A 17262-nucleotide genomic window follows, 5' to 3' on the forward strand; every position below is an offset into this window, starting at 1 on the left:
AGTTTAGATTATTTGATAAATGGAGGCTTTATTTAATATGAAAAAACGAAATCGGCAAGCAATTATCAGGCGCTTAGTAAATGAGCATGATATTTCAAACCAACACGAATTGATGGAACTATTAAAAGCAGAAAAAGTTGAAACAACACAAGCAACCATTTCACGTGATATTCGCGAATTAAATATTGTGAAACGCCATCGACCGAATGGAAAATCTTCCTACCATATTTTCAATCGTGAATTATCTGAAATGAAGAAAAATACCGATAAAGAACGACTGATGAATGCCGTAAACGATACAGGCGTTTCAATTAGCCAAATTGAATTTATGAATCTCTTAAATGTTCTACCAGGGAATGGACCTTCGATTGGTGTATTGATTGACCGCTTAAAAGATGAACTTAAGGATGTAGTAGCATGTGTTTCTGGGGATGACACGATTCTAATTCTTTCGTATACACGTGAAGAAGCTGAACGTGTAAATAAATATTTTCAAAATCTACTTTATGAACCTCAACATTAATCCTCACATTTAAAAATCACTTAACACAAACTAATAAGAGACTCTTTGCTAACTGGTGTTGATGCTTATCAACTGTAGTTAACAGGGAGTCTTTATTACTATTCTTAAATAAATAAAACAGATTTGCAAGCTGTAATTAACGCGTGTAAAATGAAATTAAAGGACTAACAAAAAGGAGGCATTATCTTGGATAAAACAATTTTTAGTTTACTTGATCGTCGCAACCAAGCCATTCTAAATATTATTGAAATTATCTCCGACACCAATCAATGGTATTCCATTAATGAATTAAGTCAGTCTCTCGATGTATCTAGCCGTACTGTACAACGTTATATTAATACTCTTATTGAATTTGTTGATGCTTATAACGAAAAAAGTAACCGTCCAATAGAGTTACAACTTGAAAAATTTAAAGGAATTAAATTAATTATTGATCGTGGTAGCAATTACATGGTTTTTAGAAATTTCATCTTAGAACAAGACGATACTTTATTTCTTCTCAGCCAGTTACTAATTGGAAACGTCCCCTCCGTACGAAAATATGCTGATGATAATTATCTTAACGAAGATACTGTTCGAAAGAATATTCGGAAAATCAAACACTTTTTTAAAGATTATGATTTAGGTATTGCTAATAATACCCTTGAAATCACTGGCGAAGAAAAACAAATACGGTTAATTATGTTTGTCATTTTTTGGCTTGTCTTCAAAGGTCTTAATTGGCCATTTAAAGCAATTGATCGCAATAAGGTTAATAACACGATTAATTATTTAGAAGATGATCTAGGCACTAAACTTTCAGAAATTCACCGACGCCAGCTCAGTTATCTCCTAGCAATTCATTTAATCCGAATCAGTAAAGGCCACGTTGTTGAAATGGAAGATGAATGGAAATCTTTTGTTAATATCCATAGTCTCATCAAACGTTCTCATTTTTTAAATGCCTTACGTGAAGACTACTTAATTTATTCTGAATCAGAATTGACTCTTTTAACTTTAGGACTACTTTCTAAACCTAAGTTTTATCAAATTGAAATCTTTAAAACAAATGTTTTTGATTACCAAGCTAAAACTAATTCAGATGTTTATCAGATTACACAACAATTCATGGACTATTTTGAAGAAAACATCGTAGAAATTCCTGATAATATTCAAGAGCGTTTCTTCTCTACTGCATTTTGTACTCATTTATTTGCAAAAATTTTTAATAACATTCATGTTGATATCGATGGTCATGATATTTCTAGAATTTATCGTAAAGATTATCCAACCTTAGAGAAAAAATTACTCACTTTAATTGCTAATTTAAAAGAAAGTACTCAAAATCCGCTTTTTGAAGAAGAACACTTCTTAATGCAAAAATATATGTTACTATTTTCTTCTATTTTACCAATGACTTATTTTGAACCAACAATTACTCTTTTCTTAGACTCTGATCTACCTTATTATTTAAAACAAAATTTAGTCAAAAAAATAACTGGTTATTTTAAATTTGATTTTAATTTAATTGTCTTAGAAAATGACGAAGAGGAAAAAGCCGATCTTATTCTGACGAATATACCAAATTTATTTGAAGAACAGCATCGATTTTCCTATGATATTCATCTCTTTGAATATCCCTTTAAACCCCGTGATTTTAACGATATCGAAAAAAAATTGCGTATTATAACTCAACGAAAAACAAATTAAGATTAAAAAAACCTTTGACCACTAATTCGGTCAAAGGTTTTTATTCTTATAGTTTTTTATTATGTTTTGTTGGTGTTTTCTTAGTTAATTCAATGATCATACGTTGTTGCATTTCTTTGTTCTCTTTAAGTGCATAATCAGAGAATTCTACTGCTTTTTTATTTAATAATTCTGGTAAAGCTTTTGCGTCAGATTTAATTAATGATTCTGCTTCTTTATCTGTTTTTTCTAATTCTTGATTTAAATGTTTCCGTACTTTTTGACGTGTTGGTAAGATTTCCTTATTTTTTAAGTTTTTATAATCTGAATTTGCGTACACATCATTCATACGGTATGTCCAGTATGCCGATTCATTATCTGGCTGATCAGTACCCATTTGATATTGTTTAGGTGTTTCAGTCATACCATTATAGAAAGGTACGAAACTACTAGTGTCTGTAACACCCATTGCTAACCAATGAATACCACTGATTTCTTCAGGAACATCTTTTCTAAATTGTAAAATATGTGCTTCCATTGTTTGTGGCACACTAATTGGGCGATATTTATCTGGTTCAGAACCAGTTTTTGTATCATATTTTGTACCATTAAAGTGTAGAGATAAAACTTGTCCAACTTTAGCAACTGAAACTGGTTTATCTGCTTTTTGGAAGAAATCATATTTTTCATCTGTGATTTCACGTTTATTTGATGGTGTTAACGTACGTTGTGCATCCCAAAGTCTAGGTAAGTTATATTTGTTATCTTTATCTTGGTCAGCAAAGATTTCACGTAATGATGCTTTTTTAACATCATCTGCTAATTTATTATCTTTAATAAATTTAGGTAGATCTTTTGAATACATTACATTTTCTTTGTCATCCCAATCAATTTTTTGAATGGCTAACATATTTGGTACTACTGCATAACTATCGTCAGGAACCCTAACAGCAACCCAATGGTGTCCACTTAATAATTCCATATACCATACATTATCTTTATCTGAGAATAGAATACCATTTGTTTCTGCTGAACCTTGATCTTCAACAATTTTACCTGTACGTTCAACGCCTTCTTTAGCAGTTGATACATAAGGTAAAACAACAGTTACTGAAGAATCTTCTGCAAATCCATCTTCAACATGTGGATCTAATTTTAAAATTGATTCTTTTGTTGTTCCAGATTCTGTCGAACTCATTGCCACGTTTTTACTATTAATTCCGTCTGCTTCATATGCCCCTTCAGATACATCCCATTCAGGAGTTGCAGTATATCTTAAGTGCTCTTTTGGTAATTCAATCTTAAAGCCATTTCCTTTAGACTCAAAAGATGTCGGGTTACTATTTGCTTCACGAACATAAAAATGTTTCGCCCATGCAGTTCCCATATCTTCGGTTCTTGCAATAATTGTCGATCCATCTGCTGTAGCATTCTTACCGACTAAGACTGAAGTACACGCGTCTGCTGATACACCTCCAACTAAAAGTAGTAATGCTGCTGAACATCCAAACCATATTTTCTTCATTTCAGGATAAGTTTATGTCTTCCACCATAAACCTATCTTTCACATCCTTCCTTTTATATATCTGTCACACGACAAGTATACCATTTCACAAGGAAAACGCTATTATATATGTCAAATCCTTAAGCTTTATCTCATTTTATTGTTATAGAGTCTTTTAACTATCAGTATAAATGATAAATAATTCACATACTTTAGTTTATAAAATCACATATTTACTGGTTTTTATCTCCGCTTTGTAAGAAAAATAGTCTCTAGCCCTCACTAAGAAACGTTAGTCTTTTAAAGGCACATATTTTTATCGCTTTTCACAATCAAAATAGTACCAATTTAGATAATCAAATAAAAAAAAAGCAACAACTATTATTGTGGTAATAGTTGTTGCTTCAAATTTTTATTCTGCAATTAATGTTTCTAAACCAACAATCATCATTTCGTCAAAAGTTGTTTGACGCTCTTCAGAAGTTGTTTCTTCACCAGTGACCATATGATCACTAACTGTCATTAAAGCTAGGGCTTGAACACCGTATTTAGCTGCTAGATAATAAAGCACTGCGGCTTCCATTTCAACACCCAATACTCCGTGTTTACCTAAGCGGAATGTGTCTGTCATGTCATCTTTGTAGAAAACATCATCAGATAGAACATTACCAACGTGGACTGTGAAGCCCTTATCTTTGGCAATATTATAGGCAGTATATAGTAAATCAAAATCAGCGATTTGTGGAAAATCATGATTTGGGAAATCATGACGAATGACGCCAGAGTTTGTTGCAGCTGCTTGACCTAGAATTAAGTCACGTACTTTAACTTTTTCATCTAAGGCACCACAAGTACCTACGCGAATTAATTTTTTTACATCGTATTCACGAATTAATTCATTTGCATAAATTGCAGCTGACGGAATACCCATACCTGTTCCTTGAACAGAAACACGATGGCCTTTATACATTCCGGTATAACCTAACATCCCACGAACTTCGTTGTAACATTTAGGATCCTCTAAAAATGTTTCCGCAATATATTTTGCTCGTAAAGGGTCTCCAGGTAATAAAATTTTATCAGCAATTTCGCCTTTTTTTGCTCCAATATGTACGCTCATTCTATTCTCTCCTTTTAAATTAAAGCTAGAGTTTGTTTCACTAATTCTTTAAAATCGGCTTTCACACGTTCAGTTGTTTCAACAACTTCTTCGTGGTTTAAGTTAGCTTGCATACCTGCTGCTAAGTTTGTTACACAAGTAATACCTAAAACTTTCATTGACATGTGGTTCGCTACGATAACTTCTGGTACGGTTGACATACCAACAGCATCAGCTCCCATTAAACGAGCCATACGTACTTCTGCTGGTGTTTCATAAGTAGGACCTGAAAAGCCCATATAAACACCTTTTTGAAGTGTAATTTTAAGTTCTTGTGCTACTTTTTTAGCAACTTCACCATATGCATGGCTATAAGGTTCTGACATATCAGGGAATCTTGGTCCTAATTCATCTTCATTTAAGCCCATTAATGGATTATCACCAGTGTAGTTAATTTGATCTGTAATTAACATTAAATCTCCAGGTGAGAATGATGTGTTACAGCCACCAGCAGCATTTGTTACGATTAACGAATCTGCTCCTAATGCTTTCATCACACGTACAGGGAAAGTAACAGTTTGCATTGAGTGTCCTTCATAATAGTGGAAACGACCTTGCATCGCTAATACTTTTTTACCTGAAAGTGTACCGTATACTAATTGTCCCACATGACCAACAACTGTTGATACTGGGAAGTTTGGAATTGTTTCATAAGGAATTACAACACGATCTGTAATTTCTTCTGCTAATTCACCTAAACCTGAACCTAAGATTAAACCAAAATCAACATCTTTTACACCTTGGCTTTGAATATAGTCTTTTGTTTCAGTTAATTTTTGCATTAATGTCATTGTATTGTCGACTCCTTATTTTAATTGATTTAAGAAACTTTCACCATTTTCAGTTGCAGGAACACCAAAGTTTTCTGCAATTGTTGCTGAAATATCGGCATAATGTCCTTGTTTTAATGCACCTTGGCCATTCATTTTTTTACTATAAGCTAACAATGGTACATATTCTCTTGTATGGTCTGTACCAGGGAACGTTGGATCATTTCCGTGGTCAGCAGTGATTAATAATAAATCATCTTCGCCCATAGCATCATAGATTTCTGGTAAGCGAGCATCAAATTCTTCAAGCGCATTTGCATAGCCTTTAACGTCACGACGGTGACCAAATAGCGCATCAAAATCAACTAAGTTTGTAAAACTCATACCAGTGAAATCTTTTGCCATTACTTTAAGTAATTGATCCACACCATCCATATTTGATTTAGTACGAACAGCATCTGTCACACCTTGTCCATTAAAGATATCGTTGATTTTACCAACAGCAATCACATCTTTACCAGCATCTTTTAATGAATCTAAAACAGTATGACCAAATGGATCTAACGCATAGTCATGACGATTTGGCGTTCTTGTGAAGTTACCAGGTTCACCAACATAAGGACGGGCAATAATACGGCCAATCATGTATGGATCATCTTTAGTAATTTCACGAGTATACTCACAAATACGATATAATTCATCCAATGGAATAATATCTTCATGTGCAGCAATTTGTAAAACAGGGTCTGCAGAAGTATAAATAATTAAGCTTCCTGTTTTCATTTGTTCTTCACCGAAGTCATCAATAACTTTAGTACCACTATAAGGTTTATTAGCACCCATAATGATACCGCGTCCAGAAAACTCAGTAATTTTATCTAATAAATCTTGTGGGAAACCTTCTGGGAAAACTCTAAATGGTGTTTGAATATTCAAGCCCATAATTTCCCAATGACCTGTCATTGTATCTTTACCTACTGAAATTTCTTCTAGTTTGGTTGCATATCCTTTATGGTCATTTACAGAGGCAACGCCTGTCAATGGAGCAATTGTACCTAAGCCTAATTGTTCCATATGAGGAATAGCTAATCCTGCAGTCTCAGCAATATGTCCAAGAGTATCACTACCAACATCACCAAATTTTTCGGCGTCTGGAGCTTCTCCAATTCCTACTGAATCTAATACGATTAAATGAACTCTTTTAAACATCTTATATTCCTTCTTTCATTAATATTTTATGAAACACCCTCAAGTTAATGAGGGTGTCATATGTCTATTTAGATTTAATATATGTTTTACCATTTTCTTTAGGACCAGTTGATTTACCGATGAATAATACTAACACGATAATTGTAAGTACATATGGAGCGATTTCCATATAAACTTTTGGAATACTTGAAATAACTGGTAAACCTTCACCAACAATACTGATATTTTGTGCGAAACCGAAGAATAGAGCAGCTCCCATTGCACCAAGTGGATTCCATTTACCAAAGATCATTGCTGCCATAGAAATGAAACCTTGACCAGAAATAGTTGTGATAGCAAAACGTCCAGCGATTGAATGCGCAAATACTGCACCACCCATACCACCTAAGAAACCTGAAATTAAAACACCTGCATATTTCATACCATAGACATTAATACCTAAAGTATCACAAGCTTGTGGATTTTCACCAACGGCACGTAAACGTAAACCGAATTTAGTTTTAAATAATACATACCAAGCAATTACAGCAACTAAAATTGCGACAAAAGCTGGTGCTGTTGTGTTTTTAAAGAATAAAGGTCCAAGTACTGGAATTTTACTTAATCCAGGGAAATCAAAGTAACCGAATGTTTCTTTAATTTGATCAGTTTGACCTTTTCCGTAAATAATTTTAACTAAGAAAATACTCAATGCTGGCGCCATTAAGTTAATTACCGTACCACTGATAATGTGGTCCGCACGTAAGTTAACTGTTGCAACTGCATGTAGTAATGAGAAGACCATACCGACAAGACCACCAACAATACAGGCAATCCAAGGAGTCCATGCACCAAATGTTCCTGCAAAAGTTAAGTTAAAGACAACTGAGCTAAAAGCTCCCATAACCATGATACCTTCCAACCCAACGTTAACTACACCACTACGTTCAGAGAAAGTTCCGCCCAAAGCAGTGAAGATTAGAGGTGTCGAATAAACTAATGTTTGCGCAATTAAAGAACCAATTGTTTCTAATGTTTTTGCATCCATTATGCTTGACCTCCTTTAGCCTTTTTCGTTTCAATTTTGTTTAATACAAATTTGATTAAGTAACTAATACCAACAAAGAAAATAATTGCAGCGATAACAACATCTACTAATTCAGTTGGAACGCCTGCTTTAATTGGCATACCTTGACCACCTAGTTTCAAGATACTGAATAAGATTGCTGATAATAAAATACCAACTGATGAGCCGCCACCTAATAGAGAAACAGCCATACCGTCAAATCCGATACTTAGCGAACCACCTTGGATAAAGAAGTTACCAAATGTTCCTAATCCATAAACTGCGCCACCTAAACCAGCCAATGATCCAGAGATCACCATTGATAATACAATGATTCTCTTACTACTCATACCAGCATATTCAGAGGCAAATGGATTCAGACCAACTGATGTAATTTCGTAACCCAAAGTTGTTTTCTTCATTAAAAACCAAATTAAGAATAAGAAGATAACTGCTAGAATAATCCCCATATTTAAACGAGAACCATTACTGATACTACTTAAGAATTCAGTCTTTAATGAAGCGGCTTCTACCATTTTAGTAGTACCTTTTGTATTAATAAATTCTTTTGGAATAACATTATTTACAATATGTGTACTTGTATGTAGTAGTACATAGTTCATCATAATTGTAACAATAACTTCACTTGTACCAAAATAAGCTCTTAATAATCCTGGAATTGCTGCTGAAAGAGCACCAGCAATAACACCAGCTAATACTGCGCATAAAATTGCAACTGGGCGAGGGGCATCATTTAAAAGTAACCCAACCCAAATACTGATGACCCAACCACTCAATGCTTGACCAGAAAGCCCGATATTAAAGAATCCAGCCGAATATGCGACCGAGAAACCTAATGCGGTAAACATTAAAGGGGCTGCCATAACAAAAATTTCACCAATGTTCTTAGAAGTTTGAAACGCTGTTTCAAACATTGCGTTATAACTAAAAATTGGGTTGTAGCCAAAAATAATCATAATGATAGCACCCAAAATAAAACCCATGATAACGGAAAGAACTGGAACCAACACATTATTTAGTTTAGAAAATTTTAAATTATCCAACTGTTTCACCCGCTTCCACACCTAATTCTTTTCTAGCTTCTTCTAATGAATAGCCAGCCATTAATAAACCTAATTCTTTTTCTGTTGTTTCTTTAGGATCAACAATCCCTACAATTTCGCCCGCATGAATTACAGCAATACGGTCCGAAACGTTGAGAATTTCTTCTAACTCAAAACTTACAACCAGAACCGCTTTTCCTTCGTCACGATGTTGAATCAAACGTTTATGAATATATTCAATTGCACCAACATCCAATCCACGAGTTGGTTGCGATACTATTAATAACTCAGGATTACGATCCATCTCACGAGCGATAATTGCTTTTTGCTGGTTACCACCAGAAAGTGAGCCAGCTGTCGCCATCTCGCCAGTTGTTCGCACATCATATTCTTCAATTAAACGACGCGCATATTCATTGATATATTTTTGATTTAAAACACCATTTTTACTAAATGGTTCGTGATAATAGCTTTGTAAAGCAATATTATCAGCTAAAGTCATCTCTAAAACCAAACCATATTTGTGTCTGTCTTCTGGCACGTGTCCAATCCCTGTTTCAGTGATTTCACGTGGTTTAAGATTTGTTACATCTTTTCCACTAATTGTAACCGTTCCACTTTCAGCTTTTTTAAGACCTGTAATCGCTTGAATCAACTCAGTTTGACCATTTCCATCAATTCCGGCAATCCCTACAACTTCACCTGCACGAACGTCTAAGCTAAAGTTTTTAACTGCGTCAAGTCCACGACTTTCTTTAACAACTAAATCTTTGACAGAAAGAATTGGTTCTTTAGGATTAGCTGCAATTTTTTCAGTTTTAAATGAAACAGAACGACCAACCATCATATCTGCTAACTCTTGAGAAGATACATCTTTTACGTTAACAGTATCAATACTTTGACCACGACGGATAACGGTACAACGATCCGCTACTTTCTTAATTTCATCCAATTTATGCGTGATGATGATAATTGATTTTCCTTCTTTAACTAATTCTTTCATTGTTAATAAAAGTTCATCAATTTCTTGTGGTGTTAATACCGCGGTAGGTTCATCAAAGATCAAAATATTCGCACCACGATATAATGTTTTTAGAATTTCTACACGTTGTTGCATCCCTACAGAAATATCTCTAATAAGAGACGATGGGTTAACTTCCATCCCATATTGTTTTGAAATTCGTTCGATATCTTTAGCAGCTGTATCCTTATCTAAGACACCTGCTTTGTTTGGCTCATCACCTAAAATAATATTTTCAGTAACTGTAAAGGCATCCACTAACATAAAATGTTGATGGACCATTCCGATTCCGCGCTTACTTGCGTCTGTCGGACCAGAAAAGTCAACCGGTTTACCATCCATATAAATTTGACCGCTTGTTGGTTGGTAAAGGCCTGATAAAACGTTCATTAATGTTGATTTTCCAGCACCATTTTCACCTAATAAAGCATGAATTTCACCTTTTTTAATTTGAAGATTAATATTGTCGTTTGCTTTAAAAGTACCAAATTGCTTGGTAATATTGCGCATCTCGATTACAAAATTATCTTGCGTCATGATTACACACCCTTTTTCTTTCAATACTTTTCGCTTCAAAGTTTAGACTTTGAAGGAAACAGAAACATCCAACTACTTATATTCTTTTAATGTTCGGAACTTCCTTGAAAGCCTAAAATAAAAACTTTATGGGCAGGAGCGTACCCAAAGTTAGATAGTCTTATACCCATAAAGTTTTAATAATCAGCATTACATTTTTAAAATTTTAACTTATTTTTTTTCTGGTGTTTCAGGAACTTCAACATCACCATTTACTACTTTTTCACGAGCTTTTTCAACAGCTGCTTTAACTTCATCAGTCATGTTACCAGGAGCTAAATCAACACCACCATCTTTAAGACCGTAAATTAAGTGTTTTCCACCAGGGAATTTATCTTTTTTAGCTTGTTCAGCGATATCTTTAACAGCAGTACCTACACCTTTAATAGTTGATGTTAAAGTTAAGTTACTTTCTTTACCATCTTTGTTTTTGTAGTTACCATCTTCAGTTTGGTCACGGTCAACACCGATTACCCATACTTTATCGTCTTCAGCTTTTTTCTCGTTTAAGTTTTTAGCTTCTTGGAAGACACCAGTACCAGTACCACCTGAAGCATGGAAGATTACGTCTGCGCCATCTTGGTAAATTTTAGCAGCTAATGCTTTACCTTTAGCTGGGTCACCAAATGAAGCAGCATATTTCACATCAATTTTAATATCTTTTTTAAGATCTTTAGCAGCATCGTTTACACCTTTAACGAATCCAGCTTCGAAACGGTCAATAACTGGTCCTTCTTCCCCACCAACGAAACCAACTTTGTCAGTTTTTGTTGTATACGCAGCTGCATAGCCTGCTAAGTAAGAAGCTTCGTTATCTTTAAACGTTGCAGATACAACGTTCTTTTGATCATCAATAACTGCATCGACTAAACCAAAGTTGTTATCTGGGTTTGCTTCTGCAGCTGCTCTAACAGCATCAGTTAATAGGTAACCAATACCAAAAACTGTTTTAAATCCTGATTGAACCGCTTGGTCAATGTTAGTTGTATATTCAGATGCATCGTTAGATTGTACGTAGTCGTAACCACCGGCACCTTTTTCAAGTTTGTTTTCTTTACCCCATTCAGTTAACCCTTCCCAGGCAGATTGGTTAAATGATTTATCATCGATACCACCGATATCTGTTACAATGGCCACACTGTGTTCAGCGTCTTTCTTGCCACCATCTTTTTTGTCTCCATCTTTAGCTGGGCCTTTACCTCCACCACAAGCTGCAAGGCCTACTAATAGTGTTGCTGTTAATAAAGTAGCTCCAAATTTTGTTGACTTTTTCATTACGAAAAACCTCCATATAATTTATTTTTATTTTTCTACTTCCACAAAAGAATAAGGTAGTAACTCTTTGATCGTTGTTTCTTTAACTTTACCATCCAAGTTACAAAGTGTTACCGGCATATCTGGTGAACAAAATTCGACTAAAACCTGACGACAAGCACCACATGGTGAAATCGGCTCTTTTGTTCGACCAATGACTACTAAATGTTGAAACTCTGTGACACCTTCAGAAACCGCTTTGAAAATTGCAGTTCTCTCAGCACAGTTTGTTAAACCAAATGATGCGTTTTCAATATTGCAACCTGTATAAACCTTGCCATCACTAGCGACTAAAGCAGCGCCAACTGGAAACTCTGAGTAAGGAACATACGCTTTTTGTAAAGCTTCTCGTGCAATTTCAATCCAACGATTATTTTCATTCGTCACAATTCACAACTCCTAAATAGCTAATATTTTTAGATAGACCAATGTGATATAGGGAAGAAATATTTTCTTATTTCCACCTCTCTTATTAATAATTTCTCCTCTAACTTCCATTTTACTATGTTTTTTAGCTAGAGGGAAACTAAATAAAAAGTTTTTGACATCTTTTTCTTAAGAAAGCCCTTCAAATATTAACATTATCATCTTTTATAAATAAAATAAATTTGTAAATAATATAGTACTAATAACTTTTATCAGGTAATATTCCTTACAATACTAAGGATACTACGTTTTAAATTGAATCGCAATCCATAATAGAAAAACAGACATTGACCATTTATTAATAAAAATTATTCGGTTATAATTTCATGAATTAATTTTGGTTCGATTCCACTTTCGGAAATAAAGATGTTATCATATAAAACTTTCTTAACATCTTCAATGTCTTCACGGTTTGAATAAATCGTAACTAAAGATTCACCTTCTTGAACTGCATCACCAACTTTTTTATTTAAGTTTAAGCCTACAGCGTAATCGATTACATCTTCTTTTGTACGACGGCCAGCACCTAAAAGCATTGCAGCTACACCAATTTGGTCAGCGACCATTTTTGAAATAACGCCACTTTCTTTAGCTGGTAACTCAAATGTGTATTTAGCTTGAGGTAATAATTCTGGATGATCAACAACATCAGGGTTACCACCTTGATTTGCAACCATTTCTTTGAATTTGTTTAAAGCTTTTCCTGAAGAAATACTTTCTTCTAACATTTTACGTGCTTCTTCTAAAGTTGCAGCTTTTTCAGCTAAAACAACCATTTGACTTCCTAAAACATAAACCATTTCCATCAAATCTTCTGGTCCATTTCCTCTTAATGCATCAATTGCTTCTTGAATTTCATTAGCATTACCAATCGCATTCCCTAAAGGTTGAGACATATCAGAAATAATTGCCATTGTTTGACGGTTAGCTAATTTACCAATACGAACCATTGTATGAGCCAAACGTTCTGCATCTTCTAAGTTTTTCATGAACGCACCGTCACCAGTTGTTACATCTAACACGATGGCATCTGCACCTGACGCTATTTTCTTACTCATAATTGAACTTGCGATTAATGGAATTGAATCAACTGTTGATGTCACATCACGCAATGCATAGATTTTCTTGTCAGCAGGTGCTAAGTCCCCTGATTGACCAGCAACAGCCACATGACTTTCATTTACAATTTTAATAAATTGATCATTTTGAATTTCGACTTCAAACCCTGGAATTGCTTCTAATTTGTCTAAAGTACCACCTGTGTGTCCTAAGCCACGTCCACTCATTTTAGCAACGGCTGCACCGACTGATGCAACTAAAGGTGCTAAAACTAAAGTAGTTGTATCACCAACACCACCTGTTGAGTGTTTGTCCACTTTAATACCATTGATTTCTGATAAATCAATCATATCACCAGATTGGCTCATAGCCATTGTAAGGTAAGTGATTTCTTCATCCGTCATATCAGTGAAATAAGTAGCCATTAAAAAGGCACTCATTTGATAGTCTGGAATTGAGCCATCTGTATAACCAGTAATGACAAAATCAATTTCCTCTTGAGACAGTTTCTTTCCGTCTCGCTTGTCCATAATAATATCAACCATTCTCATTATCAATAACCTCCAATTTTTCTGTCAGTAAATCGATTTACCAAAGATGCGTTTACCTGAGTAAACCGGTTTACGTTAAACAGAGAAGAGTTAATAGCGCTTACAATGATAATATAGCATTACACTCTTCATCTGTCAAACACTTTTACGCTATCTCTTAAAATAAATTTTGTCTGATACAATTTATTCGGAATCATTTTATCCGGAAAATTAATAGCGTGAAGCATATACTCAGCTGCGGTATACCCAATGTCAAAGGCTGGTTGTTCCACTGTCGTTAATGGTGGATTCAAGTAACCTGTAATTTCAAGATTATCAAAACCAATGATCGATAAATCATCCGGTATAACAATTCCTTGATCGAATGCCGCACGATATGCACCAATTGCCATTTGGTCATTCCCACAACATAAAGCTGAAATGTCCGCTCTCTTTAACAACTCGCGTGTCGCCACGTAACCACCATGAATCGTAACAGGTCCGTCTTCAACAAATTCACTGTGAAATTCAAGTCCATGATCTTTCAAGCATTTTTGGTAAGCCACAAACCTATCTGTCATCTCATAGTAACCGGTCTCATTTGTCAGCATGCCAATTTTTGTATGACCAGCATCAATCAAGTATTTCACCGAATTGTAAAAGCCATCATACTCATTAACCAAAATATTTCCTTGTTCACGTGTGTTTAACCCTCTATCAATCAGAATATATGGTAAATGTTTCATCTTTTTTTCTAATTCGAGTGCATTTGGACTTGCTAGGATTATTCCAGCAACAGAACGATTCTGCAATTGCTTAATAAAGCCACGTTCCATTTCTGTTGAATGCTTTGAATTACATAAAAGGAGCATATAGTCTTTTCGATTAAGGTATGTTTCAACACCTTCAATTACTTTGGAGAAAAATAAATCAGTTACATCTGGAACAATCATTCCCACTGTTCTTGATTCTCTTTGTACCATGTTCTTTGCAAAATAATCCGGGCTATAATCATATTTTTCAACGGCTTGAAATACTTTTTGCTTTGTTTCTTCACTAAAGCGCTGTCCCTTATTGTTTAAAATCTGAGATACCGTTGTTGTCGAAACCCCTACAATATTTGCAATATCTTTAATTGTAATTTTTTTCAACATATCCCTTCTCTCTTTATGAGAGTATCATACCAAAAAAAAAATGGCTTGGATACATAAAAAAAAGAATGAATAGTTAATATCTATTTTATAGTATTAACTATCCACTCTATTCCTGTCTCATCTATTATTAGCCACCGATTAAGAAATCTAGAACATTCCATCCGGCAGTTGTTTTAGCACGGTACAACTCTGTATACCCACAGCGTTCACAACTAATTGTAATAAATTTTTTATTTTGAACGTCAAAAATTTTCGAAAAGTTTCCCCCTGTTGCTTGAAATTGATCCGCAACATAGTGTTCATTACCACATTTCTCACAAACGTATTGTTTTTTATCCATCTTGTTCCCTCCTAAGTTATCCATAGTTTAACATGACATAATTTCAAGTGCATCCGACCTAAGACCGTAATCTTACTAATTCTAACGTTCTTATTAAAGGAAGTCAGCCTTGCTTTACTGTCATATCCTAGATATAATCGGAGAGATACGATACTCAATTTTGATAATAGAAAGGAAATTGTATATATGATTACTGTTTCAAATATTAGTTTACTTCTGCCGGATAAAAAATTATTCGAAGATGTAAATATTAAGTTCACACCTGGTAATTGCTACGGCTTAATTGGTGCAAATGGCGCCGGAAAATCAACATTTTTAAAAATTTTATCTGGAGACTTAGAACCTACAACTGGTTCGATTACTTTAGGTCCTGATGAACGTCTAGCGACTTTAAAACAAAATCACTTTGACTATGAAGATAAAATCGTCATTGATACTGTCATGATGGGACATAAACGTCTTTATGAAGTGATGCAAGAAAAAAATGAAATCTATATGAAAGAAGATTTTTCTGATGAAGATGGTATCAAAGCTGCCGAATTAGAAGGTGAATTTGCTGAATTAAATGGTTGGGAAGCTGAACCAGAAGCTGCAAGTTTATTACAAGGCTTAAATATTCCTGAAGAACTTCATCAAGTTACAATGAGTGAATTAACTGCTGGCCAAAAAGTAAAAGTGTTGTTAGCTCAAGCCTTATTTGGTCAACCTGACGTTTTACTATTGGATGAACCGACAAACGGTTTAGATCGTGAGTCCATTGCTTGGTTAGAAGAATTCTTAATTAACTTTGACAACACAGTTATTACTGTTTCCCATGACCGCCACTTCTTAAATAAAGTGTGTACACACATGGCTGACTTAGATTTTGGAAAAATTCAATTATATGTTGGAAACTATGATTTTTGGTTAGAATCAAGTCAATTAGCAGCCAAATTACAATCTGACCAAAATTCTAAAAAAGAAGAAAAAGTTAAAGAATTAAAAGAATTTATCGCACGTTTCAGTGCCAACGCTTCAAAATCAAAACAAGCGACTTCTCGTAAAAAAATGTTAGAAAAAATTGAATTGGATGATATCCAACCCTCTTCTCGTCGCTATCCGTTCGTTGGCTTCAAAGCTGAACGTGAAATTGGAAATGATTTATTACATGTAGAAAATATTTCAAAAACAATTGACGGCAAGAAAATACTAGATAATATTTCCTTTACACTGCGTAAAGATGATAAAGCAGCTTTTATTGCAAAAGATGATATTGCAACAACTACACTTTTCAAAATTATCATGGGTGATATGGAACCTGATTCTGGGACGATTCGTTGGGGTGTTACAACTTCACAAGCATACCTACCAAAAGATACCTCTGATGAGTTTGATAGTGAACAGCCGATTCTTGATTGGTTACGTCAATACGCTTCAAAAGAAGAAGATGATAATACCTTCTTAAGAAGTTTCTTAGGTCGTATGTTATTCTCTGGTGAAGATGTTATGAAATCAGTTAACGTCCTTTCTGGGGGCGAAAAAGTTCGCTGTATGTTGTCTAAGTTAATGCTTTCAAAAGCAAATGTACTAGTTTTAGATGATCCAACAAATCACTTAGACTTAGAATCAATTACAGCTTTGAATGATGGTTTAATTGCATTTAAAGGTTCAATTCTCTTCACATCACATGACCACCAATTTATCCATACTGTTGCTAACAGAATTATTGCTGTTTCTGACAAAGGTGTTGTCGATCGTGCTGAAACGACATATGATGAATTCTTAGAAAATGAAACAGTAAGTACACAACTTAAAGAATTATTTAAATAGAGAATTTTATGAGGTAAAAATGGGGACATTGTTCACATTTTTACCTCTTTTTATATTTTATCGCATAAAAAGATTGTCTAAATTCAAATAT

The 17262-nt window shown here is 34.4% G+C and carries 15 protein-coding genes; 3 read left to right on the plus strand and 12 right to left on the minus strand.

The genetic code is table 11. The annotated features are described in order from the left end of the window. Window positions 1-37: 37 nt before the first annotated feature. Both ESZ54_RS02875 and ESZ54_RS02880 read left to right on the plus strand, forming a co-directional pair. A complete protein-coding gene (locus ESZ54_RS02875) occupies window positions 38-523 on the plus strand; it encodes an arginine repressor (RefSeq protein WP_136136176.1) in 486 nt (161 codons plus the stop codon). Between the two features lie 186 nt (window positions 524-709). Continuing rightward, window positions 710-2212 carry an AcpB/EbpR/MafR family transcriptional regulator gene (locus ESZ54_RS02880; RefSeq protein WP_136136177.1) on the plus strand — a complete coding sequence of 501 codons (1503 nt, stop codon included), beginning with the start codon at window positions 710-712 and terminating at the stop codon, window positions 2210-2212. Between the two features lie 46 nt (window positions 2213-2258). On the opposite strand, the gene ESZ54_RS02885 is transcribed toward ESZ54_RS02880, so the two are convergent. The 12 genes from ESZ54_RS02885 to ESZ54_RS02940 form a co-directional block, all read right to left on the minus strand. Then, complete coding sequence (locus ESZ54_RS02885; protein ID WP_136136178.1) at window positions 2259-3716, minus strand: C69 family dipeptidase; 1458 nt, start codon at window positions 3714-3716, stop codon at window positions 2259-2261. A gap of 391 nt (window positions 3717-4107) precedes the next feature. Continuing rightward, window positions 4108-4815 carry a purine-nucleoside phosphorylase gene (gene deoD, locus ESZ54_RS02890; protein WP_136136179.1) on the minus strand — a complete coding sequence of 236 codons (708 nt, stop codon included), beginning with the start codon at window positions 4813-4815 and terminating at the stop codon, window positions 4108-4110. Window positions 4816-4829: 14 nt separating this feature from the next. Beyond that, the gene (locus ESZ54_RS02895; protein ID WP_136136180.1) at window positions 4830-5645 is read right to left on the minus strand and encodes a purine-nucleoside phosphorylase; all 816 of its coding nucleotides are present in this window, start codon (window positions 5643-5645) and stop codon (window positions 4830-4832) included. Window positions 5646-5660: 15 nt separating this feature from the next. Continuing rightward, window positions 5661-6833, minus strand: coding sequence for a phosphopentomutase (gene deoB, locus ESZ54_RS02900; RefSeq protein WP_136136181.1), 1173 nt, complete (start codon window positions 6831-6833; stop codon window positions 5661-5663). 64 nt (window positions 6834-6897) lie between these two features. Next, a complete protein-coding gene (locus tag ESZ54_RS02905; RefSeq protein ID WP_136136182.1) occupies window positions 6898-7860 on the minus strand; it encodes an ABC transporter permease in 963 nt (320 codons plus the stop codon). Next, entirely contained in the window at window positions 7860-8882 is a 1023-nt protein-coding gene (locus ESZ54_RS02910; RefSeq protein ID WP_162615074.1) for an ABC transporter permease subunit, read from the minus strand. Before ESZ54_RS02910 ends, ESZ54_RS02905 begins: the two co-directional genes overlap by 1 nt. A gap of 52 nt (window positions 8883-8934) precedes the next feature. Then, window positions 8935-10500: an ABC transporter ATP-binding protein gene (locus tag ESZ54_RS02915; RefSeq protein ID WP_136136184.1), complete on the minus strand. Its 1566-nt coding sequence runs from the start codon at window positions 10498-10500 to the stop codon at window positions 8935-8937. 210 nt (window positions 10501-10710) lie between these two features. Further along, complete coding sequence (locus ESZ54_RS02920) at window positions 10711-11814, minus strand: BMP family lipoprotein (protein WP_136136185.1); 1104 nt, start codon at window positions 11812-11814, stop codon at window positions 10711-10713. Window positions 11815-11841: 27 nt separating this feature from the next. Next, entirely contained in the window at window positions 11842-12240 is a 399-nt protein-coding gene (locus tag ESZ54_RS02925) for a cytidine deaminase (protein WP_136136186.1), read from the minus strand. A 347-nt stretch (window positions 12241-12587) separates the two neighbouring features. Beyond that, window positions 12588-13889 carry a pyrimidine-nucleoside phosphorylase gene (locus ESZ54_RS02930; RefSeq protein ID WP_136136187.1) on the minus strand — a complete coding sequence of 434 codons (1302 nt, stop codon included), beginning with the start codon at window positions 13887-13889 and terminating at the stop codon, window positions 12588-12590. 128 nt (window positions 13890-14017) lie between these two features. Further along, window positions 14018-15022, minus strand: coding sequence for a LacI family DNA-binding transcriptional regulator (locus tag ESZ54_RS02935; RefSeq protein ID WP_136136188.1), 1005 nt, complete (start codon window positions 15020-15022; stop codon window positions 14018-14020). 127 nt (window positions 15023-15149) lie between these two features. After that, the gene (locus ESZ54_RS02940; RefSeq protein WP_136136189.1) at window positions 15150-15362 is read right to left on the minus strand and encodes a zinc ribbon domain-containing protein; all 213 of its coding nucleotides are present in this window, start codon (window positions 15360-15362) and stop codon (window positions 15150-15152) included. Between the two features lie 186 nt (window positions 15363-15548). Here ESZ54_RS02940 and ESZ54_RS02945 point away from each other — a divergent pair, with 186 nt between their 5' ends. Then, window positions 15549-17171, plus strand: coding sequence for an ABC-F family ATP-binding cassette domain-containing protein (locus tag ESZ54_RS02945; RefSeq protein ID WP_136136190.1), 1623 nt, complete (start codon window positions 15549-15551; stop codon window positions 17169-17171). The last annotated feature ends 91 nt before the right edge of the window (window positions 17172-17262 follow it).

The organism is Vagococcus silagei, assembly GCF_004795745.1.
GTDB classification, from domain to species: domain Bacteria; phylum Bacillota; class Bacilli; order Lactobacillales; family Vagococcaceae; genus Vagococcus; species Vagococcus silagei.